General features: G+C 43.8%; 21 protein-coding genes. 10 read left to right on the forward strand and 11 right to left on the reverse strand.

Annotated elements, in window-relative coordinates; translation table 11 throughout:
• The first annotated feature begins 34 nt into the window (after window positions 1-34).
• The gene (locus R7E78_RS11355) at window positions 35-676 is read left to right on the forward strand and encodes an outer membrane beta-barrel protein (RefSeq protein ID WP_064368581.1); all 642 of its coding nucleotides are present in this window, start codon (window positions 35-37) and stop codon (window positions 674-676) included.
• An 89-nt stretch (window positions 677-765) separates the two neighbouring features.
• Here the strand turns inward: R7E78_RS11355 and R7E78_RS11360 are convergent, their stop codons facing one another.
• From R7E78_RS11360 to R7E78_RS11370, 3 genes are all read right to left on the reverse strand, one after another.
• On the reverse strand, window positions 766-1956 hold the full coding sequence (locus R7E78_RS11360) for an amino acid aminotransferase (protein ID WP_017636105.1): 1191 nt from the start codon (window positions 1954-1956) through the stop codon (window positions 766-768).
• 332 nt (window positions 1957-2288) lie between these two features.
• Window positions 2289-2588: a hypothetical protein gene (locus R7E78_RS11365; protein WP_005376885.1), complete on the reverse strand. Its 300-nt coding sequence runs from the start codon at window positions 2586-2588 to the stop codon at window positions 2289-2291.
• A 245-nt stretch (window positions 2589-2833) separates the two neighbouring features.
• Complete coding sequence (locus R7E78_RS11370) at window positions 2834-3064, reverse strand: hypothetical protein (protein ID WP_065274663.1); 231 nt, start codon at window positions 3062-3064, stop codon at window positions 2834-2836.
• A gap of 259 nt (window positions 3065-3323) precedes the next feature.
• Between R7E78_RS11370 and R7E78_RS11375 the strand changes: the two genes are divergently transcribed.
• Both R7E78_RS11375 and R7E78_RS11380 read left to right on the forward strand, forming a co-directional pair.
• Window positions 3324-4715 carry a PLP-dependent aminotransferase family protein gene (locus R7E78_RS11375; protein WP_033905636.1) on the forward strand — a complete coding sequence of 464 codons (1392 nt, stop codon included), beginning with the start codon at window positions 3324-3326 and terminating at the stop codon, window positions 4713-4715.
• A gap of 98 nt (window positions 4716-4813) precedes the next feature.
• On the forward strand, window positions 4814-5038 hold the full coding sequence (locus tag R7E78_RS11380; protein WP_017636102.1) for a hypothetical protein: 225 nt from the start codon (window positions 4814-4816) through the stop codon (window positions 5036-5038).
• Window positions 5039-5129: 91 nt separating this feature from the next.
• On the opposite strand, the gene asnS is transcribed toward R7E78_RS11380, so the two are convergent.
• A complete protein-coding gene (gene asnS, locus R7E78_RS11385; protein ID WP_017636101.1) occupies window positions 5130-6530 on the reverse strand; it encodes an asparagine--tRNA ligase in 1401 nt (466 codons plus the stop codon).
• Between the two features lie 189 nt (window positions 6531-6719).
• Entirely contained in the window at window positions 6720-8345 is a 1626-nt protein-coding gene (locus R7E78_RS11390) for a methyl-accepting chemotaxis protein (protein ID WP_262640448.1), read from the reverse strand.
• A gap of 293 nt (window positions 8346-8638) precedes the next feature.
• Between R7E78_RS11390 and queD the strand changes: the two genes are divergently transcribed.
• Complete coding sequence (queD, locus tag R7E78_RS11395; RefSeq protein WP_005376896.1) at window positions 8639-9001, forward strand: 6-carboxytetrahydropterin synthase QueD; 363 nt, start codon at window positions 8639-8641, stop codon at window positions 8999-9001.
• Between the two features lie 89 nt (window positions 9002-9090).
• Here the strand turns inward: queD and R7E78_RS11400 are convergent, their stop codons facing one another.
• The 5 genes from R7E78_RS11400 to R7E78_RS11420 all read right to left on the reverse strand — a co-directional run bounded on the left by R7E78_RS11400 (window position 9091) and on the right by R7E78_RS11420 (window position 15237).
• Window positions 9091-9558, reverse strand: coding sequence for a GNAT family N-acetyltransferase (locus tag R7E78_RS11400; protein ID WP_025767296.1), 468 nt, complete (start codon window positions 9556-9558; stop codon window positions 9091-9093).
• A 94-nt stretch (window positions 9559-9652) separates the two neighbouring features.
• Window positions 9653-11368, reverse strand: coding sequence for an EAL domain-containing protein (locus R7E78_RS11405; protein ID WP_017820447.1), 1716 nt, complete (start codon window positions 11366-11368; stop codon window positions 9653-9655).
• A 211-nt stretch (window positions 11369-11579) separates the two neighbouring features.
• A complete protein-coding gene (locus R7E78_RS11410) occupies window positions 11580-12941 on the reverse strand; it encodes an L-serine ammonia-lyase (RefSeq protein ID WP_005376899.1) in 1362 nt (453 codons plus the stop codon).
• A gap of 97 nt (window positions 12942-13038) precedes the next feature.
• Complete coding sequence (locus R7E78_RS11415) at window positions 13039-14292, reverse strand: aromatic amino acid transport family protein (RefSeq protein ID WP_047103208.1); 1254 nt, start codon at window positions 14290-14292, stop codon at window positions 13039-13041.
• Window positions 14293-14637: 345 nt separating this feature from the next.
• A complete protein-coding gene (locus tag R7E78_RS11420) occupies window positions 14638-15237 on the reverse strand; it encodes a CoA pyrophosphatase (protein ID WP_005376901.1) in 600 nt (199 codons plus the stop codon).
• Window positions 15238-15468: 231 nt separating this feature from the next.
• On the opposite strand from R7E78_RS11420, the gene R7E78_RS11425 reads away from it, so the two are divergent.
• A complete protein-coding gene (locus R7E78_RS11425; RefSeq protein ID WP_005388282.1) occupies window positions 15469-16008 on the forward strand; it encodes a heme NO-binding domain-containing protein in 540 nt (179 codons plus the stop codon).
• Between the two features lie 7 nt (window positions 16009-16015).
• On the forward strand, window positions 16016-17716 hold the full coding sequence (locus R7E78_RS11430; protein WP_005376903.1) for an ATP-binding protein: 1701 nt from the start codon (window positions 16016-16018) through the stop codon (window positions 17714-17716).
• A gap of 331 nt (window positions 17717-18047) precedes the next feature.
• On the opposite strand, the gene pabB is transcribed toward R7E78_RS11430, so the two are convergent.
• Entirely contained in the window at window positions 18048-19412 is a 1365-nt protein-coding gene (gene pabB, locus R7E78_RS11435) for an aminodeoxychorismate synthase component I (protein WP_042522775.1), read from the reverse strand.
• Between the two features lie 270 nt (window positions 19413-19682).
• Here pabB and R7E78_RS11440 point away from each other — a divergent pair, with 270 nt between their 5' ends.
• From R7E78_RS11440 to R7E78_RS11455, 4 genes are all read left to right on the forward strand, one after another.
• On the forward strand, window positions 19683-21200 hold the full coding sequence (locus R7E78_RS11440) for a fumarate hydratase (RefSeq protein WP_029795937.1): 1518 nt from the start codon (window positions 19683-19685) through the stop codon (window positions 21198-21200).
• A gap of 174 nt (window positions 21201-21374) precedes the next feature.
• A complete protein-coding gene (locus tag R7E78_RS11445; protein WP_005376906.1) occupies window positions 21375-21560 on the forward strand; it encodes a hypothetical protein in 186 nt (61 codons plus the stop codon).
• Window positions 21561-21816: 256 nt separating this feature from the next.
• Window positions 21817-23193: a YcjX family protein gene (locus R7E78_RS11450; RefSeq protein ID WP_318057881.1), complete on the forward strand. Its 1377-nt coding sequence runs from the start codon at window positions 21817-21819 to the stop codon at window positions 23191-23193.
• Complete coding sequence (locus R7E78_RS11455) at window positions 23190-24230, forward strand: YcjF family protein (protein ID WP_017636096.1); 1041 nt, start codon at window positions 23190-23192, stop codon at window positions 24228-24230. The genes R7E78_RS11450 and R7E78_RS11455 overlap by 4 nt, the downstream gene beginning before the upstream one ends.
• The last annotated feature ends 87 nt before the right edge of the window (window positions 24231-24317 follow it).

Consider the following 24317-nt stretch of genomic DNA (forward strand, 5'->3'; position numbering starts at 1 on the left):
CAGTGTTTAGATAATTCTCATGAAAGGAAGTCGAATGGTGAGAAATTTATTGCTTGTTTCTTTAGCTGCTTTGCCGGCGATATCAAGCGCAGCGGTCATGGACCAAGCAGAAAAATTTGGGTACGAACACATTCATTTGGATGTTGGTGCCGGAACGACAAACGAAGAATGGTTAGATAACTCTAATGCGACCACAGTTGGACTCGGTGGTAACTATTTGTTTACTGAGAACTGGTTGTTTAATGTTGATTACTCAGCGCAGTTTTTCCATCCGGATGATTTTACTCTTCGCATTGACCGCCTTTTGTTTGGTGGTGGTTACCGTTATGGAGTTACAGAGCAATTCGATATCTACGGGCTATATGGAATAGGCGCAATCAAAGCGAAAGCGACGGACGACAAAACGGATAATACGTTGTCTTCCGATAGCGAATTGATTCAAGCTGTAACTGTTGGGGTGAATTACTTGCTCAGTGAAAAGCTTATTGCGACAGCTGAAGTGGAGTTGAACAGTAGTGATATCGTTGATGAGAACAATTTTAAGATCGGTCTTAACTACCAATGGCATAAAGTCATCGGCACTGGTCTTTTTTATCAGTTTAGAGATACTGATTACAGCGGTGAAAGCTCAGATTACGTCAATGAAGTTGGGCTGAGTTTGAAGTTTGTCTACTAGATCGGACGGGTTCGTTTTTGGCGTTAAGTTAAAACAAAAAAGGTCAGCTTATGCTGACCTTTCCTTTTAATAAAGTATGCGACAGTCGATTATAAAACCGCTGCAATGCCTTTACACAGAGGGCCCATATTTGACTTCGTCATACCAGCAACACTGATTCGGCCAGAACCGACAATGTAAATACCGAACTCTTCTTTAAGGCGGTTAACTTGCTCTTTAGAAAGACCAGAGAAAGAGAACATACCATTTTGACGTTCGATGAAACTAAAGTCTGCGTCCACACCCTCTGCTTTTAGTGTCGCTACAAATAGTTCACGCATTTCTTGAATGCGGTCACGCATTTCTGCTACTTCAGCTTCCCATTCCGCACGCATTTCGGCGTTGCCAAGAATGTGAGTCACGACAGCGCTGCCGTGTGCAGGTGGGTTAGAGTAGATAGAGCGAATAATGGCTTTAACTTGAGAAAAAGCGGTTGTTGCGACTTCTTCTGACTCAGCTACTAACGTGAAGGCACCTACGCGTTCATTGTATAGGCCAAAGTTTTTCGAGAAAGAGCTCGCGACTAGGATTTCTTTGTTGTATTTAGCAAAAGTACGAAGACCTGCAGCATCTTCTTCCACACCTTTAGCAAAGCCTTGGTAGGCGAAGTCGAACAGAGGAAGCAATTTCTTCTCTGCGACAAGTTTCGCCAATGTTTCCCATTCTTCAGCTGTAGGATCGATCCCTGTAGGGTTGTGACAGCAGCCGTGTAGAAGCACGATGTCGCCTTCAGATGCAGATTGAAGATCATTTAGCATCGCATCGAAGTCTTTGTCTTTTGTTTCAGCATTGTAGTAGCTGTATTGTGCCGTTTCGATACCAGCAGCAGTAAATACGCCGTTGTGGTTTGCCCATGTAGGGTTGCTGATCCAGATCTTTACATCGCCTAGTTGACGTTTAATGAACTCGCCGGCAACACGTAGTGCACCAGTACCACCCGGAGCTTGAGCTGTTTTAGCGCGTTTTTCGTTTACAATTTCTGCATCAGAGCCGAAAAGCAGTTTTTGCACTGCAATGCCGTACTCTGCTGTGCCTTCGATGGTTAGGTAAGATTTGGTTTTTTCAGTTTCAACAAGTGCTGCTTCAGCTTTCTTTACTGTCGCAAGAACGGGAGTTTCGCCTTGCTCGTTTTTGTAAATACCTACGCCAAGGTTAATTTTGTCTGCGCGAGCATCTTTTTTAAACTCTTCAGTAAGGCCAAGAATAGGGTCAGCCGGAGCGGCAACTACTTTTTCAAACATAATCTTCATCCATGTTAATCGAAGGGGTGTGCTAACATTTATACCTTTCAGCAATATTGGTTACAACCGTTACTGAAAAGAAAACCTAAAAAAGTTGCGATTTGAAACAGAATTCTAACATAACTAAAGTTTTTGCCATGAAAACGTTTGGTAGGCACAGAGTTTGAAGGGCATTTATGCCATGGTTGGAGAAGTTTTGCACACATCCCAATCGTTTCAATTCAGTGCTTTGCGTTAACGCGTTTATAGTTGTCTAGTGAGGATTTGTTGAGACAAAAACGCCCCACCAAAGGTGGAGCGTTTACTGTTAGAAGTATGGATATCGGTTGGGGTTATTTCTTCAGATTGATTTCCGACTCAACCGCATTGGTTTCGATGTCAGGGTTAGAAGAAAGTTTTTCAGTCGCCCAGTCGTTCATATGCTTTAAGATCGCTTTTAATGCGTGTTTTTCGGTTGGTACTTCTGTCTTTTCAACTTCAAGTTTTTGCTTCGGATGCGTACCCGTCGCATCTTCTGCAACGTGTAACCAATCTGGATGCCAGTAATAAGGTTGGCCGGAAGGAGAGCTCCAAGAATGTACGCCGTTGGATTCACCTTTGTATTTAATATCTTCTTCGTTGTATTTCGCCATTATTGTTTTCTCTCATAATCCATGAGTTGAGGTGTGCATCACCATTACTATTTAAATGTAACAGATGTAATGAAAATTAATGTGATAACAATCGACTTATTTTGCCCTTTGAACGCGATAGAAGATGCGTACTTCTCATTCAGAAGAATTTACTATTTGGCAGGTTTTAGCTTTATTTGTGTTTAAAGCATACGACGATGGATTCGCCTACCTAATGCTATTCTTGAACGGTGATAGAGCCTAAACTACTCATCATTCAAGTGTTTGAGAATCGCCGCTTTTGCATGCTCTTCTGTCGCTGTTTCTCCATCAGGGACTTCAAGGTCAGCCTTTTTGTGTTCACCCAAAGCATCTTCAGCGATATGCAGCCAATCAGGATGCCAATAATAAGGGGTGGTACTGCCAGGATGGTCCCAACTATGTACACCTTTATGTTTTCCGCGATACAAGAGATCGTCCATTGTAAAAACTTTCATCGCTTCCTCCTGATTTAAAGACCGTAGCTCGAAGTGAGTTTAACGCACTCAGTCCAACGTAAAACCTTGGCTTTTAGGTATTGCAAAGATGTGAGGCAATATGTGTGTAACAGTCAAAGTATGGGATATAAACGCTCACTTCGTGGCTGAAATATCTATTGATAAGCTTGATAAATTACGTTGCTAAATTGAATACTCCCATATCAGAATGCTGGCGCGAAGTATGCTATGGTGCGGCTGTAAGTGAAATGAGGGAAACATGAACCGATACCGTCAACTGGCTGAGCTGTTCAAAACGCAGATTCAGCAAAATACATGGAGAGCAGGGGAAAAGCTGCCATCAGTGCGTGTAACAAGCCGAAACCATTCTGTCAGCGCAGGTACGGTATTACAAGCTTATCAGCTGCTCGAAGCACAAGGTTGGGTCGCAGCGAAACCTCAGTCTGGATACTTTGTGACTGCGGAGTTGGACCGCTTCGAACCGAGTTCTCCAGCCACTTCCGTTTATCGCTCCAGCATCAACGATGAACTTTACGACTACCTCAAAAATCAGGCCTCATCGAATGCGGTGAAGTTTGGCTCCGCGTTTCCAGACCCAGCATTGTTCCCATTAGAAGCGCTAAACCGCAACCTAGCCAGCTCAGGCAGGAAGATGGGGGCAGAGACGTTATTGGATAACTTGCCGCCGGGCTGTGAGTCTCTACGCCGTTTGATTGCTCAACGGTACATCCAACAAGGTATGGTGTTTACCCATGATGATGTTGTCGTTACTTCTGGCGCATTAGAAGCGTTGAATTTGAGCCTTCAGGCCGTGACCCAGCCTGGAGATACTGTTGTAGTTGAATCACCGACGTTTTATGGCGCACTTCAAGCGATTGAACGTTTAGGTCTAAAGGCGATAGAAATAACGGTGGATCCGTTAACTGGACATTCAGTGGATCAAATTGAAGCGACTTTTGCCGACAATGATGTTCGCGCATGTTGGTTAATGACTAACTTTCACAATCCAACAGGAACCTTATTAAGTGACGGGCAGAAGCAACGTATCGTCGAACTGGCTGATAAATACGATGTGTACTTGATCGAAGATGATGTGTATTCAGAGCTTTATTTTTCTGAAAAAAAGCCAAGCTCACTTAAAGCTTTTGATACACAAGAACGCGTGTTGCATTGTGGATCATTTTCAAAAAGCCTTTGCCCTGGCTATAGGCTGGGCTGGGTGGTAAACAAACGCTTCAATGAGCAACTTCAAAAGCTGCAACTTATCTCGACGTTGTCAGGCAGTGCACCAATCCAGCAGGGTATCGCGCATTACTTACAAAACGATAGTTATGATAGCCATCTTAGAAAACTGCGAAAGAATCTTGAGCAGCGGCAATTGGCGTTTATTGAACTGGTTGATAAGTACTTTCCCCAATCGATTCGTTACACGCAACCGGAAGGCGGCTATTTTCTTTGGATAGAACTGCCGAAAACAAAGTGCGGAAAAGCGATTTATCAAAAGTTATTGGAAGCGAACATCACTGTAGCATTTGGTCAGTTGTTTTCTGTCGCTCCAAATTATGAGAACTACCTGAGGCTTAATACATCGTTACCTGTAAATGATGAATTAGAACAAGCCGTGAAGACGGTCGGAGAATTACTTCATTAGCCAACTGTTTACCTGTTTTTTGCTCAAACTGTATCAGTGGACGATACCGAAGCTGTGTTTCAATCATGGGCAGACAACCATTTAGGTTAGGAGCCGTAATGAAAAAGCAGTTGGTAAAGCATGAACTTAGGTTGATGGGTGTTGCTATTTTTAGCGCATTTTTGTTGGTGTTTGCACACTTGATATTGGCGAAATCTTTCTCTCATATGGTTTGGACGGAATACACTGCTGCCGTTATCCCATTTGTGATGTTTGGCTTGTGTGTGGTTGGAGTAAAATACGCAGCGCGAGCAGATGAGGATGACGATGAAAATAACAACTAGAGTGCATACACCGGTTGCTAGAAAATCATTCGTACAAAATAAAAGACCTCCACATGGGAGGTCTTTTTAATTCAATATCACTAAAAAGTGATTAGAAGTTCGCAGAGCGAGGAGTACGTGGGAATGGGATCACGTCACGAACGTTGCCCATACCAGTGACGTAAGATACTAGGCGCTCAAAGCCTAGACCGAAGCCTGCGTGTGGCACTGTACCGTATTTACGTAGGTCGCGGTACCAGCTCATGTGTTCAGGATCGATACCCACTTCACGCATACGTGCATCTAGAATGTCTAGGCGCTCTTCACGCTGAGAACCACCGATGATTTCGCCGATGCCCGGTGCTAGAACGTCCATCGCTGCAACTGTTTTACCGTCATCGTTAGCACGCATGTAGAATGCTTTAATGTCTTTCGGGTAGTTCTTAACGATTACAGGTGCTTTGAAGTGTTCTTCAGCAAGGAAACGCTCGTGCTCAGAAGACATATCGATACCCCATTCAACTGGGAATTCGAACTCACGACCTGAATCAAGAAGGATCTGGATTGCGTCAGTGTAGTCAACCTGCGCGAAGTCAGAAGAAACGAACTGCTCTAGACGAGTGATTGCTTCTTTGTCGATGCGTTGAGCGAAGAACTCAAGGTCATCGCGACACTCTGCAAGCACTGCTTTAAACACGTACTTGAGCATGTCTTCAGCCAGTTTCGCTACATCATCCAGTTCTGCGAACGCAACTTCAGGCTCAACCATCCAGAACTCTGCTAGGTGGCGGCTTGTATTTGAGTTTTCAGCACGGAAAGTAGGGCCGAAAGTGTAAACTTTGCTTAGCGCACAAGCGTAAGCTTCTGCGTTTAGCTGACCAGATACGGTTAGGAACGTCTCTTTACCGAAGAAGTCTTCGTTGTAGTCCACTTTACCAGCGTCAGTGCGAGGAAGGTTTTCCATGTCTAGCGTAGATACACGGAACATTTCACCAGCGCCTTCAGCATCTGAAGCCGTGATCAACGGCGCAGATACCCAGAAGTAACCTTGCTCGTGGTAGAAGCGGTGGATTGCTTGAGATAGGCAGTTACGTACACGTGCTACTGCACCGATTACGTTTGTGCGCGGACGTAGGTGCGCAACTTCACGTAGGTACTCGATAGAGTGACGAGTTTTTGCCATTGGGTAAGTTTCAGCATCTTCAACCCAACCAACCACTTTAACGTCAGTGGCAGCAAGTTCGAAGTCTTGACCCTTTGCAGGAGATTCAACAATCTTACCAGTTACTTCAACAGAGCAGCCAGTCGTTAGCTTTAATACTTCGTCTTCGTAATTATTAAGATTATTTGGGACCACGGCCTGAATCGGGTCGAAACAAGAGCCGTCATATATGGCAAGGAAAGAGATTCCAGCTTTGGAATCACGACGTGAACGGATCCAGCCACGAACAGTCACTTCGCTGTCTACTGCTAGCTGACCTTTCAATACGTCTGATACAGGCGCGTAAGTCATGTTTTCAATATTCTCCATTGAGGTAAAAATTCAACTCAACGCTTACTTAAAGTACTTGTCTGATAACATTTTTGTTCAAAAAACAAGCTAAGCGCTGAGTTGGGTAGCATTTTACAGATTCAACGAGACATATTACCTGTCAATTCGCTCGCATCAACCTTTATATTCGTTTTGATGGGGAGAATCTCTCTATTTATTCACTCTTTTGTGCTCTGAAAGTGTGAATTGGTTTAGTAATTGCTCTAAACGTTCGGATAGATGCTCTAAATCAACACTAATATCACGCGTGTGCGATGCTGATTGCGATGTGTCGTTAGCATGCAGTGTAATCACATCTATTTTAGATTGAATATGCTGACTTACATCAGATGTGGTTTGCGTCTGGTTTTGGATATCTTCTGCATGTTTGAGAACTTGGCGCATCTCGTCAACAACGTTATGCATTGTGGCTGATAGTGCCTCGACATCGACAGAGCGTTGATGAGCAAACTGGCAGACGGTATCAACAGAAGTTAATGACTCTTCACTTCCTTGCTGGAATTGAGAAATGATATGTTCAATATTACCAGTGGCTTCAGCCGTCCTAGAAGCCAGGTTACGCACTTCTTCCGCGACGACCGCAAAACCGCGTCCTTGCTCTCCGGCACGGGCGGCTTCAATAGCAGCATTCAACGCGAGCAGATTGGTTTGTTCTGCAATACCCTCAATAACCACAAGAATGGACGACACTTCTTCGGTTCTTTGGTTTAGAGAGCTGATTTTTTCCCGTACAGTATCAATGTTACTCACTAGTTGTTTGATGTCTTCACTTACATTGTGTGCTTGGCTTGCACTATGAGTGGCGACATCAACGGTGTGATTGACCAAAACAGTAGCGTTGTTAGTCGAGTCCTCAACCGCAGTTTGTTGCTGCAACATATCGGTGATATTACTTTGTACTTCGTTGGTCTCTAGCTGTTGGTTATTGGCCGCTTTATCTGTGGACTGCGCGACAGCAGTTAGTTTGCTCGCGGAGTCGGCAAGTGAGTGAGAGGTGTCTTGCACACTTTCTAAGCTTTCGGAGACCGTATCCATGAATGAATTGATTGCAGTAGAAAGTTGGCCCACTTCATCCTGTTGGTGATGCATAAGTCGTTGAGATAGATCTTTGCTATGGCTCACATTCGACATGAATTTCGACGTTCTTTGAATTGGTCGTACAATGATTTTCTGAATCAAACTCATCGTTATGATGAAGCCCACAAATGCGATTACGGCCATTATTCCCATCGCAAACATTGCCTGTTTACTGATCATTGAATTGACATGATTCATGTTGTATTCCAAGCGAATCGCGCCCAACACTTCTCCTGCTGGTGCAACGTGGCAAGAAACGCAGTTGGTGCCACGGTAATTTTCGCTCGATTTCATTGGTAGTGCGACTACTAACCCTTTGCCCCAATCGGCTGAGATTGGTTCAATCACCAGTTCACCATTCAACGCTCGTTGATCAATATCATCGACAGGCTGCTGGTTTTGTTGCCCAGGTCCGTAAAGTTTGGTCACAGTATCAGCTCGCAACACGCGAACTGCTTCAATGCCTTCTTGGGCCAGGGCCTTTTGACGTAAGGTTTCTTTTTGCGACATGGTGCCCGTAAGCATCATCATATTTAGGCTATCGAAATAATTACTAGCCTTATCATGGAGTTGTTCACTAAGAACATCATTGATTAAGGTTTTTTGTTGATGGTATTGGTAAGCCGTAGAGGCAGCTAGAACGCAGCTGAAGACAGCAATTAACGCCAGTAAGAGCTTAAAAGTGATAGTTGAGCGCATAAATTTATAAGTGTAATTGGAACGAACTGCACAATATTAATGTGCACAAATGCGCACTGCGAACAACGAAATGAATGATTGTGACCCCACACATGTTGGGGATATGTAATTGTGATGTGAGTGCTGTGTAATCAAATGTTTGGCGCGTGACAGAAATACGGCGCTTTGGTGTGAGTGATAGCAAAGAGGCCAGGAACCAGCGGAAGTTTTTGCTACGCTTGTATGGGGTAACGCTTGTCTCTTGGCAGCGAATTCCTTAGTATTGCCTGTCTTTTTAAAGCCTGAGAATCAAGATGAAAACAGAATTATACAAAGAGTTTATGTTCGAAGCAGCACACCATTTGCCACACGTACCAGAAGGTCACAAGTGTGGTCGTTTGCACGGACACTCTTTCCTTGTTCGTCTTTATGTAGAAGGTGAAGTTGATCCACATACAGGTTGGGTAGTGGATTTTGCAGAGATCAAAGCTGCATTTAAACCAATTTACAATCGCTTAGACCATTACTACCTAAACGACATTGAAGGGTTAGAGAACCCGACTAGCGAAGTGTTAGCAAAATGGATTTGGCAGCAGCTTAAGCCAAGCTTACCACTGCTAAGTAAAGTCGAAATCAAAGAAACGTGCACAGCGGGTTGTATTTACAAAGGCGAATAAGTCACTTTCTATTGAGCATTAAACAAAGGCAAGCGAGAAGCTTGCCTTTGTTGTGTCTGAATGGCCCAATTTTGATTATGCTTCACCAGCTAGCTTAATGGGTGTCGTAGAATCCATTCTTTTTCATTATCACCCAATGTTGTTTCCTCTGTATTAATGAATCCGCACGCATCAAGAAAACTGATAGCGTATTGCTGACTTTGTGGGACAGTGGCGCAAAGAGAGGTGCTTTTAGGGTTAATGGTATACGCATAAAGGAACAGTTTACGCAATGCCTCACTCCCAACCCTTTGACGTTGGAAACGTTGATCAATCATCAAGTATTTAAGCTCCAGTTCGTATCGTTTAGCAAACGGCGCATGTTGGGAGAAACCTTTATCGATAACAAGATAGCCTACTAATAGGTCATCAGAATAAATCGTAAAGAACGCCTCTGACTTACTGCGTTTTTGGTAAGCCATTTCAAACGGTGTAAAAAATCCTTTTTGCTCTTCTTGCACATCCAATTGCATCAAACTTGAAAAATCTTTCAGTTTGGTGGGTTTAATCGCAATCATCGCTCAATCACAAATTGGCGGCATACCGTTATGCCACCACGAGTTTTTATAGAGTATTAAATCTATTTTAAGTAACTAACCGAGTGAAGAAAAGCTAGCAATGAAGAGGGTAATAATAACCTTGGTGAATATAGGCGCCCAATGTTGTGAGTAAGTGAGCACTGTCTGCCGTTTCTACGCCTTCAACAATGACCGTGCAGCGATACGTATTGCCCATAGCAATTAACTGACGCAAGGTTTCTATCTTTTTATCATCAGATTTTAGGCCAATAACAAATTCTCGGTCGATTTTGAGGTAGTCAGGATTCAGCTTGCTGATAAGCGCCACATTATTATTGCCGGTGCCAAAGTCATCAATACTGATTTTACAATCCAGTGCTTTTAGTTTCGCGACATTGCCATAAATCTCAGAGGTATAATACATCGATGCATTTTCTGTGATTTCGATTGTCAGCAAACGGCAATCCCGATTAGATAGCTCTCTATATAGGATTGAAAAGTTACGCCCTCGCAGCAAAGAAGGACAAACGTTAATGCTGATAGGGATGGGCAACGCTTTTTGTTTGGTGTAGATGGAATCAATCACCAGTAAGGTATGAGTTAGCAGCAATCCATTGCGGATCAGTGTTTCAATAAACCGTTGCGTATTTTTTACCTTAAACCGGGAGAGCGCTTCGTAGTGCACAATCTTTTGTGCCGAAGTGTTATAAATCGGTTCCAGTTTTATTTTGAATTGTCGAATTGCGCACAAGTAAGCCATAAAGGCTTGTAGGGAGCGGTGACGCAGTATAATGAGAAAAAGTAAGCTCAGTAGAATGATACTTTGAAACGGTCCAGAGATGTAATACACCTCTTTATAGCCACTATTCTTTACGTGATAATTGAAAAAGCGTTCATTGGTGTTACCAATCTCTAACGACGTTCCGGTATTCGTTGATAGCTTCATACCGGAAAGAAAAAAACGTGAAATATGATTTTCAACATTGTCGGATAAGTTAATGTTTTTAACACGAACCAAAACAGTTGCGTTATTTAAGTCAAATGATTGGGTCGTGTAATTGTTATTGTTACTCCACTCTTCAAAGGCTTTTTTGCTGACAGGGACAACGGTTTCTGGAGTGACTAAGCATCGAATATTGAAACGATCTAGCATCATGCTCGATTCCACCAACTTCACATTATCAAATAGTGACTTCAGTTCGCTTTCATTAGCAAAGCAACTCCTGCGGGAAAGGTTCTCTGCAATTTCGAAGGCGTTATCCAGATAATTATGTTTAACGATGCTGTTTATCGCGTAGTAACAGATAGCAAAGAAAATGATCGCAGTGATCAACACAACCCACATTGCTTCTGAATAGATCTTTTTATTACGCAGGCAAATACGAAGCGCTTTGCGAAGACTATTGGTTGTGTATTGATTGATCTTCTGTTGATGTTCGATGCCATTCTGATGGTTGTTTTGCATAGTAAAAGGGATGAAGTATCCGGTCCGGTGAATGTTTTCGATAATGTTTTTGTTAGTGGTTAAATGTTCTTCCGTGAGCTTGCGAAATTTCTTTCTTAGAGCGGCCACCGCGTTTTTAAAGCCATTTTCAGGCAGTGTCATTTTGTATTGTTGAGTGATTTTGCTTTCTATTAACCGCTGACTAATCGGCGTATTTAAACTGCCGTATGTGGCGATAGTTGACAGAATGGCGTACTCATTTGGGTTGACAGGAATGGAGTGGTGGAGTGACTGATTGAGCTCTAGAGATATTTCGTTTTCGGACAAGCAAACGCAGATTTGGTTTCCAATTTCAAACCTAATCATGTGTTGATGTGCTCCAAGTTTAATTTTTGGCTACGTTATCAATAAAGCTAGGGAAGAGATGTGATTTTTTACTGAGATATCCATAATATTTGGATATATTCAACGTTTTAGGTTTTTTTTACTTGTCCTGATAACGTATTTTTCTGGGTTTTTTAGGTATAAAAAAACCCGAGCATAAACTCGGGTTTTGATTGGTATTCAGAAAGGCGTGTTAGCAAATCACTTTGATTGCTAGACCACCTTGAGATGTTTCGCGGTATTTTGCGTTCATGTCTTTACCTGTTTCTAGCATGGTTTCGATAACCTTATCTAGAGAAACAGTTGGAGCTGAAGAGCGACGTAGTGCCATACGAGTAGAGTTGATTGCTTTTACTGCCGCAATACCGTTACGCTCGATACATGGAACCTGAACCTGACCTGCAACTGGGTCACACGTTAGACCTAAGTTGTGCTCCATTGCGATTTCTGCTGCCATACATACTTGCTCTGGGCTACCACCCATAAGCTCAGCAAGGCCTGCTGCTGCCATAGAACATGCCACGCCAACTTCACCCTGACAGCCAACCTCTGCACCAGAGATCGACGCGTTACGCTTGTAAAGACCACCGATTGCGCCAGAAGCTGCAAAGTAACGGATGTAATCTTTTTCAGTCACAGTTTGGATGAACTTATCGTAGTAAGCCAGTACCGCAGGGATGATGCCACACGCACCGTTAGTTGGTGCTGTAACAACGCGGCCACCTGCTGCGTTCTCTTCGTTTACTGCGAAAGCAAACATGTTTACCCAATCAACAACAGACATTGGGTCGTTTGTTGTCTTTTCTGAAGTAAGTAGCTGCTGGCGAAGTGCTGCTGCACGGCGAGGCACACGCAGTGGACCAGGCAAAATACCTTCTTCATTCATACCGCGATCCATACACTCGCGCATTGTGCGCCAGATGTTTGCGAAATAAGTACGAGTTTCTTCATCTGAATGAAGCGCATGCTCATTCTTCATGGTTAGTGCGCTGATGGACAATCCACTTTCGTGGCATTGGTTAACCAGTTCCTCTGCCGTTGTAAACGGGTAAGGTACTTTTACTGGGTTTTCAGCTTCTTTACCGAAATTTTCTTCATCAACGATGAAACCACCGCCGATAGAGTAGTAAGTTTTTGAGTACGCCTTTTCGTCATCAATCCAAGCGTGGATCTGCATGCCGTTTTCGTGTAGCTCTAGGTTTGTTTTGTGGAAGTTCATTCCACCTTCACGTGGGAACGATACTGTGTGACAGTGCATGCCAACAGGAAGGCGTTCAGTTTCTTCTACACGAGCGATAAAGCCCGGGATAGAATCGATATCAACTTTCTCAGGAGTGTTGCCTGCAAGACCCATGATGATAGCAATATCTGTGTGGTGACCTTTCCCTGTCAGTGATAGTGATCCATAAACGTCAACGGTGATTTTAGTGATGTCGCGCAGTTTTCCCATTGCACGAAGATCATCAATAAACTCTTTACCCGCTTTCATTGGGCCTACAGTGTGTGAGCTTGAAGGTCCAACACCGATTTTATAGATATCAAAAACACTAATCATATCGATTACCTCAGAAGAAAGCCTCCCAAGGGGAGTTGGGAGGCTTAATTTTATCGTTATATTTTTGGATTAATCATACTGCAACGGGCAGAGATGATTAAAGAGCGCCGTAGATTACAGAACTAATTGCAGCAAGACCACAGATTGCTGTGAAAATTTGCACAGGTGCTGAAGTTTTGTACTTAGCCATCGCAGGAACTTTTTGCATTGCGAAGATTGGCATCAAGAATAGGATTGCCGCAATCATCGGTGCACCCATTGTTTCAATCATACCTAGGATGCTTGGGTTAACGATAGCAACGATCCAAGTTGTGATTACAATGAAGATTAGAGACATCTTCTCGATCTTGCTTACTGGTGATTTTGAACGAGATTTCACTAGACCAACTAGACCTTCGTGCGCACCTAAGAAGTGGCCAAAGTAGCTAGAGGTGATCGCTGCGAAAGCAACCAATGGACCCATGTAAGAGATCAGTGGAGATTCATGCACGTTTGCTAGGTAAGAAAGAACAGAGATGTTTTGCTCTTGCGCTGTTGCTAGTTGCTCTGGAGACAGAGAAAGTACAACAGAGAAAACGAAGAACATAACAAAGCCCATCAGCATCATTGCTGCGCCACCAGTGATAGCGTCAGTTTTCTTAACTGCGTCATCACCGTATACACGACGTTGCTCTTTAGAGAACTGAGAAATGATTGGGCTGTGGTTGAAAGAGAACACAATAACAGGGATTGCTAGCCATACGATAGCTGGCATTGCACCCCAGTCAGGCGACACTTCCATCATTGAAGTGTTCCAACCAGGAATTAGGTATACAGACAATGCTAGTAGGATGAACACGAGAGGGTAAACCATTGCTGAAGTTGCTTTCAGCATAAGCTCTTTACCGAATACTACACCTGCTGTCATTGCAGCAATAAGCGTACCAGAAAGTAGCCAGCGAGGAATAGATTCCATGCCCATTTGGTTAACTAGGAAAGAGTCAACTGTGTTTGTGATACCAACACCGTAGATAAGTACGATTGGGTAGATAGCGAAGAAGTAAGCGAACGTAATAAGGTTTGCGCCAGTCTTACCAAAGTGCTCTTCTACTGTGTCGGTGATGTCCGCTTCAGGGTTTTTCGCAGAAAGAACGAAACGAGCTAAAGATTTGTGTGCGAACCAAGTCATTGGTGCTGCAATTAGGGCTAGGATTACTAATGGCCAGAAGCCACCTGCACCTGCTTTAATAGGAAGGAACAGTACACCTGCACCTACTGCCGTACCAAAAAGGGACAGACACCAGGTAAAGTCTTTGTAAGAAAACTTACTAGACGATTGTGCGGTAGAAACCGCAGAAGTAGTTGTATTCATTTTTTAGTTACTCATTTTGGGAACAGGAAATAAGTCGGGAGTAATTTTGCAAGATTTTACACTAGGAAAATTAGATCTAAATCATTTATTGCTTACGCTTATTGAATGATATGTCAAAAACCTGCTTTTTATCACGAAAATGATGTGCTACTCGTGATTTCTGCTAATGAGTAAAATTAGAAAAACTTATCAATAGGGCTGTTTGTATAAATTTATTTCACCGCAAGCGTTTGCGGTGAAAATGGAAAATTAATCTAATGTGAATGAATGTTTATGAAGCAACGTTTTATTAATATTGATGCGCATAATGATCGCGCCTATAAAAGCACCGATATCAACAACTGTTTAATGTGAAATAATATGTTTTTGCATTGATTCGATAATTTGTGCCGTCATGCCCCAGATGAAATGCTGTCTATATGGGATAGCAAATACACGATGACTGCTTCTTTTTAGGTCAAATTTGGTGCTATACAATTTTTTGGGGTTCAGAATATGGTTGGCAGGAACCTCAAAAACTGACTCTACTTCATTTGGGTCAATATGCGTTTTATATTCCGGAGAAACAAAAGCCAAAAAAGGTGTCACATTAAACTGACTAATCGTTGGTAGTGTAGGCAGTTGACCAAACACATGAATATGCTCATCTTCTATCCCAACTTCTTCTTTGGTTTCTCTTAAAGCGGTATTCACGAGCTGAATATCTTCCTGCTCATATTTGCCACCGGGAAAGCTGATTTGTCCCGGATGATGGCGTAAGTGGGCTGCACGCTTAGTCAGAATGACTTGTAACCCGTCATCGCGTTCCACAAAACCGATTAAGACTGCCGCATCTCTCAGGGACTTTTCTTTCATCCATTTCAGTCGTGCAAGGGACTCTTTGTGGTAGCCCGTTGGAAGCCGAAATTGAAAGTTCTGTAGTAAATGAGTTTTGTCGATAACCAAACTGAGTCCTTATTTATCGTGCCTAACCATTATTTATTATACTCAAAGACGGCAAAGCGTATGGCGTTATCGTTACTGGTTACCAAATAAAGCATTCGCATTAAAACACTCGCCAGCACTTTCCCTCTTTGTGTCGTGTGTCTCACTCTACTTGAACATATTAATTTGAAACTTATAAGGTTATACACCATTCTTTATTTTAGGACGTCACTATAGGGCAAGTATTGGCCAATGAAAGGGATTATTTTCACCGAGTTCATGGAGTTAGTGGAAGAGAAATTCGGTCTTGATGTGTTAGACCAAGTTCTCGATCTTTCTAACGATGAAGGTGTTTACACCGCTGTTGGTAGTTACGATCACAAAGACTTAGTTAAGTTGATCGTGAATCTCAGTAAAGTATCTGGTGTTCCCCCCGAGCAACTGCAAGAGGTGTTTGGAGAGTGCGTCTTTTTGAATTTACTTCGCTCTATTCCTAGTCACGCCAGTTTGCAACAGTGTGAAACGACGTTTCAATTTGTTCGCCATGTTGAAGATTTTATTCATGTCGAAGTTAAGAAGCTCTATCCTGATGCTAACCCTCCGCAATTTGATTTCATTAGTGAAAACCAATCCCAATTGGTATTTGACTACCACAGCGCAAGATGTATGTCTCACGTATGCTTAGGATTGATAAAAGGTTGTGCTGCACATTTTGGTGAGGTAGTTCATATCAAACATCAAAACCAGTCAGAAGATGGCAGCAAAGTACGTTTTTGGTTAGAGGCTCAATAAGAACGATATGACGGGAAGTTCCTCATTAGAAAGGAAACTCAAACGAGAAGTTGCATCAAGAAAAGCAGCTGAGCAGCTGTTGGAACAGAAAAGCTTAGAGTTATATGAATCCAACCAGCAACTCAGTGTTGCATTGAAAAAGCTGGAGCTGAAATCTAAAAAGGATCTGCGTAAGTTTGAGTTTGAAGAGCAAATTGATGCCACGTTGATTAAGTTCGGTCGTACTTTTTTATCGAGCACGTTCGATGAAGCAATGATAGCGAGCTTTATTGAGCAGCTCACTTCTAACTCGATCATTTCTGCGGCTTACTTGTTTCTTGACGCTACAAAGCTGAGCTCATTACGTCGTCATCACTTTGGTCACTTACAGCTTCGTCATAACAACGAGATTTTCACCACTCCTAATTGGCAGGGAGAGAATTTGCATTTGCCAGTTATCATTGATGGGGAAACGGTTGGGGAGTTGATTTTCTCTGTGTTGCAAGATCAAATCGATCAGTCTTTTATTTCCAAACAGATGGAGCTCGTGTCTGACTTAGTTCATGGTGTTATTGGTCGACACTTAAGTTTAGAGCGAGAGGTCGAGCTGAGAAAGCGGGCTGAGGAATCAGAAAAAGCGACGAAGGAGTTTGTCGCCATGATTAACCATGAGCTGCGAACTCCTCTCAATGGCGTATTGGGTAGTGCGGAGTTATTGAGTCGAACCCAATTAGAAGAAGAGCAGCGTCAATACTTGAGCAATTTGACTCAATCAGGGGACTTATTGAGAGTTATCATTAATGATCTTCTTGATTTCAGTAAGATGAATGCCGGTATGATGGAAATCATACATAAAGTTTTTGCCTGGGAGGAGCTTGAAAAAGCCATCATGGGTGTATTTGCCGCTAAGGCTGCGGAAAAACGTATCCATTTCTCTATCGACAAAAAGCTGGGGATCCCGGAATTTTTAGTCGGTGACTTAGAGCGCATTACACAAATTTTGGTTAACTTGGTGGGAAACGCGATTAAGTTTACTCACTTGGGTGGTGTCGTGTTACGTGTGGAATGGCTTAACGGCACGGCTTATTTTGAGGTTGAAGACACTGGTATTGGCATCCCAATAAAAGCACAGCCGTCACTATTTGATCCATTTGTCCAAGTTGATCGCTCGGCGAAACGCAGCTTTGAAGGTTCAGGTTTAGGTCTCGCGATTTGTAAAAATCTCGTGGATTTGATGCAAGGTCAAATTAGCTTTGAGAGTGAAGAGCGCAAAGGGACAACTTTTAAAGTTGCTATTCCTCTTGAGGAAGGGCAAGCACAAGGCACAGCAGAGGGGGAATTGGTCACCATAGAGCGAAGCGATTTAGCAGGACGCTCAATATTAGTGGTTGATGACATCAGAATGAATCAAGTCATTGTTACTCAAATGCTGAAAAAACTCGACATTACACCTGATTTAAAAGCCAACGGCAAAGAAGCATTAGAAGCGGTGAAAAGTAAAGACTACGAACTGATATTCATGGACTGCCGAATGCCTGAAATGGATGGTTATGAGGCGACGATGTATCTGAGAGAGCGTGGCTTTACTCATCCTATTATTGCATTAACCGCTGGCACTACCATCGAAGAGCGTCAAAAGTGTATTGATTCAGGCATGGACGACATCCTCACTAAGCCGTACACCGCAACCGATATTGAACAGATTATGTGTAAGTGGCTTGAGCAGTAGACGCTTCCTTTTAAAAAAGAATTTTTGTTGGCCAACGGCTAAAAGCTAAAGTACATGATAATGCCGATCATTTAACGATGTTTTTTGGGTCATTCTAGCGAGCCTTGGCGAGACTAAGAATCTAGTAGCAGCACGATGAGCGGGTAATGAAACAAATTTGACCACAAAGTGCTTGAATAGAAGAACCTGTATCACGCTCCTTCGTCGCTGTGCAGGGTGATGAGATACAGAAATATGCCACTCGCTGTTAAACGAGCGGCATTATCCGTTCTAGAGGCGTTTTAGATTGTTTTCGTCACTAGCATTAAGCGACGTTGTCCGCGGTTGAAATCTACGATTGCAGCGCTGGCAAAATCTTTGAAAGCTTATCCAACGTTTCTTGATACTCAGAGGCGCAATCGCTATCTGCCACGACGCCGCCGCCAGCCCAAGCGTAAAGTTTGTTTTTTTCCGCTACAAGAGTTCGGATAGTAATGCTGGTGTCCATACGACCATGGCGTGAAATGTAGCCAATACTGCCGCAATACGCGCTGCGTCGATGCGGCTCCAGTTCTTCAATAATCTGCATTGCGCGAACTTTAGGTGCTCCCGTAATTGAACCGCCTGGAAAACACGCTCGCAGCAAATCCGCAGGAGCGTATTGTTCATCCAAATTTGCACGAATGGTGCTCACCAAATGATGCACGGCAGGGAAGCTTTCAATATCGAACAACTTTGGCACGTGAACGCTACCCGGTGATGCAACCCGACCAATATCATTACGCAGCAAATCGACAATCATCAGGTTTTCTGCCTGATCTTTTTCCGCTGTCTGCAAGTCATGGGCATTAGCGTTATCTTTCTTTGGATCTTCGCTGCGTGGGCGAGTACCTTTGATTGGTTTTGTTTCAATGACGCGATCTTTGAGCTCTAAAAAGCGCTCTGGAGAGATACTCAAAATCGAAGACTCAGGCATACGGATAAAAGCGGAAAATGGCGCTTGGTTGGCGGACTCTAATTTTAGATACGCTTGCCACTCACTGCCTTGATACGGTGCGTTAAAGCGTTGCGCCAAATTGATCTGATAACAGTCACCGCTCAACAAGTATTCTTGCACCTTGTCAAAGCGAGTGGCGTAGCTCTCTTTTGTCATGTTTGACTGCCAAGCACCAGACAAAGCGAAGTCAACGGTTTGTTCTGCTTTTTGCTCGTTTAACCATTGCCAAGCTTGCTCGATGTTCTGACCGACTAAGCATGCTTTTTTAAGCTTGTGGTCAACAACGACGGCCCATTCATACAGACCTACCGCCATATCCGGCGTGTTGAGATCTTTTTCTGCCACTTCTGGCATCGTTTCTACGCGGCGACCTAAATCGTAACTGAAGTAACCTAGCGCACCGCCGACAAAAGGCAAATCCAATTCTTTATTTAACTCTACGTGAGGAAGCCACTGTTCTTGCATCTGATGAAGCAGCGCAAATGGGTCATCTTGAGTTGAATAGGCATTCGATGGCGTTTCAACTTGTGTGTTGTCGGCAGTGGTTTCTAACGTTGCAATTGGGTTGGCAACCAATACATCGAAGCGGCTATCGATATGCGTTTTTGATGCAGAACGCAGCAACATCGCCCAAGGCTGGTGTTGAATGCGAGAAAAAAGGTGAAGAGCAAACTCTGGTGCGTATTCCAGCGCTTTAAAATCAATGAATTGATTGTCCATGTTGTTCATTTGTGTAATTTGTGACAAAGAGATCGTTCACTGCATGGCATGTCATGGGCAGCAAGAGTATCATATTCCTCTGTGTAGCCAAACTCCCTCTATTCATAGGGTTTTGAGATGGTTTACAAGTAGGCAACTTCAGCGTTTCGTGTGTCGATATCAGCCGTTCGACAATTGTTTATAAAAAACGAAGCTCAAAAGAGCAATAAGCTCAACAAACACGATTGAAGCCAAGCCAATAATGGAAGCATAACTATAACGAGGCATGTAATGACGGTAATACGCAAGCAGGATGTGATCAGCAGTGTCGCTGATGCGCTACAGTATATTTCTTACTACCACCCGCTAGACTTTGTTCAAGCTCTTGAAAAAGCCTATCACCGCGAAGAGAGCCAAGCCGCTAAAGACGCGATTGCTCAGATCTTAATTAACTCTCGAATGTCCGCAGAAGGTCACCGTCCAATTTGTCAGGATACTGGTATTGTGACGTGCTTCGTCAACATCGGTATGGGCGTGCAATGGGATTCGACCGACATGACGGTTCAGCAGATGGTAGATGAAGGTGTTCGACAAGCGTACACGAACCCTGATAACCCGTTGCGTGCGTCAGTACTTATGGACCCTGCTGGTAAACGTATTAATACCAAAGACAACACGCCTGCCGTCGTACATATCAACATGGTTCCGGGCGATAAAGTTGAAATTCAGATCGCTGCGAAGGGCGGCGGTAGCGAAAACAAAACTAAGATGGTGATGCTAAACCCATCTGACGATATTGCTGAGTGGGTAGAAAAAACGCTACCAACAATGGGGGCGGGCTGGTGTCCTCCTGGCATGCTTGGCATTGGTATCGGCGGTACGGCTGAAAAAGCAGCGGTATTGGCAAAAGAATCTCTAATGGAACACATCGATATTCAAGAGCTTATTGACCGTGGCCCACAAAACGCAGAAGAAGAGCTTCGTTTGGATATCTTCAATCGCGTGAACAAACTTGGTATCGGTGCGCAAGGTCTTGGCGGTTTGACGACTGTTGTCGACGTTAAAATCAAAACTGCGCCAACGCACGCGGCTTCTAAGCCTGTTTGTTTGATCCCGAACTGTGCGGCGACTCGTCACGTACACTTCACGCTTGATGGTAGCGGCCCAGCAGAGCTAACACCACCTAAACTAGAAGATTGGCCAGACATTACTTGGGAAGCGGGCGAAAATACGCGTCGCGTAAACTTAGACACAATTACTAAAGAAGAAGTACAAGAGTGGAAGACAGGCGAAACGGTTCTTCTATCAGGTAAAATTCTGACTGGTCGTGATGCTGCGCATAAACGTATTCAAGGCATGCTAGATAACGGTGAAGGTCTACCTGAAGGCGTAGATCTAAACGGTAAGTTCATTTACTACGTAGGCCCTGTCGATGCAGTTGGTGATGAAGTCGTTGGTCCTGCTGGCCCAACAACATCTACGCGTATGGATAAATTCACCGACATGATGCTAGAAAAGACCGGCATCATGGGCATGATCGGTAAAGCTGAGCGTGGCTCTGCAACGGTTGAATCTATCAAGAATCACAAAGCGGTTTACCTAATGGCTGTCGGTGGCGCTGCGTACTTGGTGGCGAAAGCGATCAAGAAAGCTCGCGTTGTCGCATTTGAAGATTTAGGTATGGAAGCGATTTACGAATTTGAAGTTGAAGATATGCCAGTAACAGTGGCTGTCGACTCAAATGGTGTTAACGCGCACCAAATTGGTCCAGACACTTGGAAAGTGAAAATTCAAGAGATGGAAGCATAAGGCAAAGGGCAATCTTGCTGCGTCTCAGCAGAGAGAATGTGACAAGGTGCTGATTTACCTAGCAAACAATTGACAAAAGTGCAGCGAAACCTGCACTTTTTGTCTATATAATTAAGGATATAAACCTTTAGGCATAGCAATCAAACGTTATGCGAACAATAATTAGGAGACGGCATGCCTCGTTTTATTCAGATTCTACAAATTATTCTTGCTGTAGTGATAGGTGGCTTTGTTGGCTATGACTTGATTCTTCACGGTATCAGCATCTTTGATGAAAAGTACGTGACCATCACATGTGTGTTGTGGCTGATTTTAGAAATCGCTCTATTTGTTATCTATAAGTTGATCGAAGACGACTAGGCTTAAAGAAAGCGGGTTCCTGTTTAACATAGTAATCAGCGCATATAGAGTTACTAATGCTGTAGATTAAGTAAGCCTCTGAACCACTCAGGGGCTTTTCTTTTTTTAATACAGCATCAAGCCGGATGTTTTGTTCATCTTTTATTAAGGTATATAAAGTTAAACTCATAGAATTCGGGATAGAACAGTATTCGTAGCTCGAAATTCGAAGTCGCTGACAACGTTGTTTTAAAGTGGAGTAAGATAAAGAAGCGTAATGAAGAGAATAAAGAAAGAAGTTAATGACTTTATCAACAGAGGTATGGACTCTAATGTTCGAATTGCTGTCACCGGACTTTCTCGTGCCGGTAAGACGGCATTCATCACGTCATTAGTGAATCAGCTTCTTCATACTGCAACCCATGACAATTTGCCTCTTTTGACTGCGGCTAGAGATAAGCGCCTTATTGGGGCGAAACGTGAGCCTCAATCGAATATGATGGTGCCACGCTTTGCTTACGATGAGGCGATGAGCCAAATTCATGCGACTCCACCTCAGTGGCCAGTACAGACACGTGATGTGAGTGAGATTCGCTTAGCGCTCAAGTACAAACCAAATAAAACCACGAAAAAGCTGTTGAGTAAAACCGCAATTTTAAATGTTGATATTATCGACTATCCAGGAGAGTGGTTGCTCGACCTGCCTTTATTGGACATGGACTTTGCAACGTGGTCGCAAACTCAGTTTGATGCACTTAAAGGCCAGCGTGGCGATTTAGCCAAAGCTTGGCTTTCTGAACTGGAGAAAGTGGATCTCTTTACAGAAGTGAATGAGAAACTACTTGAGAAAGTTGCACACACATACACAGAGTACCTTCATTCTTGTAAAGACTCTGGCCTTCATTGGGTTCAGCCTGGCCGCTTTGTATTACCTGGTGAGCTAGCAGGCGCGCCGGTGCTACAGTTTTTTCCGTGTCGTGCTGATTCGGAAAGCAAAGCGCCCAAGGGCAGTAACTTAGCGATGCTAGAAGCCCGTTTTCAGGAATACCAACAAAAAGTAGTGAAAGCGTTTTATAAGCATCATTTTGCGACCTTCGATCGCCAGATTGTACTGGTGGATTGTTTGCAGCCTCTCAATGCTGGTGATGAAGCGTTTTACGACATGCGCCAAGCGCTAGAACAGATCATGCATAGCTTCCGTTATGGTCGTAGTAGCTTTTTGCGTCGTTTGTTCTCACCAAAAATCGACAAAGTGTTGTTTGCTGCTACAAAAGCGGATCATATCACGCCCGATCAGCACCCAAATTTGGTGTCTCTGCTCCAACAAATGGTGCATCCAGCATGGCAAACGGCAGCCTACGAGAATATTGAGATGAGCTGCATGAGTATCGCTTCCATCCAAGCAACCACGACGGGGTTTATTTCCTCTGGAGATAAGACCATCCCGGCGTTACAAGGAACAACATTGGGTGGTGAGCCGATGACTATGTTTCCCGGAGAGGTGCCGAAAAAGCTACCAAATGCAGCTTATTGGCAAAACAACGGGTTTGATTTTACGTCGTTTCGTCCGATGCCCTCACCGAATGATGAGCCAGTGAAGCACATACGCTTAGACAAAGCACTGGATTACCTGATTGGAGATAAATTGAAATGAGTGAGTTGAAGCAAAAACAAGTTTTCTCTGAAAAGGTAATGGAAAAAGATCAGCAATCGAATCAACCGGAATTGACGGCGCAGCAAACATTCGGCGAAAAAGAAACATTTGTACCAGTTGAAGTTAAAGAAGCGCACCAGGAGACCGAACAGGAATTGCAACTCGAGCATGTCATTCGTCCAAAATCGGGCAGAAAATGGCTTGCGACTGGCGCATTTGCAACTTTTGCTGGTCTGGTTGGCTGGCAAGCGGTGGACTCGGTTATAACCGCAATTCAGGCTTCTGATTGGCTGGCCTTAAGCTGGACGGGGTTTATTGCTGCGATCGCTTCGCTTGGTTTAGGAGCTATGGGTAAAGAGCTTTGGAAACTACGAAAACTACGAAATCATTTTAGTGTTCAAGAAGAAGCAGAAGCACTTGTTAATAGTGAGAGCGTTGGGAAAGGGAAAGCCTTTTGTGAAACCGTAGCAGAACAAAGTGGTGTGATGGCAGAGAATCCGGGCTTTGATCGTTGGCAGAACAGTATTAACCCTGCTCATAGTGACGCTGAAATTCTTGATATGTATGACTCGATGGTGGTGAGCCAACAAGACAAGTTGGCAACGAAAATCGTATCACAGCACGCAACCGAGTGTGCGGCCCTAGTTGCCGTGAGCCCTCTGGCTGCCGCTGATATGTTGCTGGTGGCGTGGAGAAATTTCAAAATGATCGACAACCTCTCCAAAGTATATGGGGTAGAGCTAGGTTATGCCTCTCGCATCAAGTTACTAAGAGCGGTATTTGTCAATATGGCGGCGGCTGGAGCCAGTGAGCTCGCTATTGATGCCAGTATGGATTTGATGTCGATGGATCTTGCTGGCAAAGTTTCTGCTCGTGCAGGGCAGGGGCTAGGTGTTGGTATTCTAACGGCACGTTTGGGCTTGAAAGCGATGACCTTATTGCGTCCACTACCCTGGTATCCTGACCGTCAGGTTAAGTTGGGCACCATACGCAAGGCAGTGGCGGCGAAAGTTGCATCAATTACGATGAAACCGTAACGAATATCAACTTTGATGGATAGGATTGCTTGACGCCATTCCAAGCATGATAGAAACTACTGTCAACTTTTCCTGACAGTTGTGAAT

It is taken from the genome of Vibrio sp. YT-19(2023) (assembly GCF_033337395.1).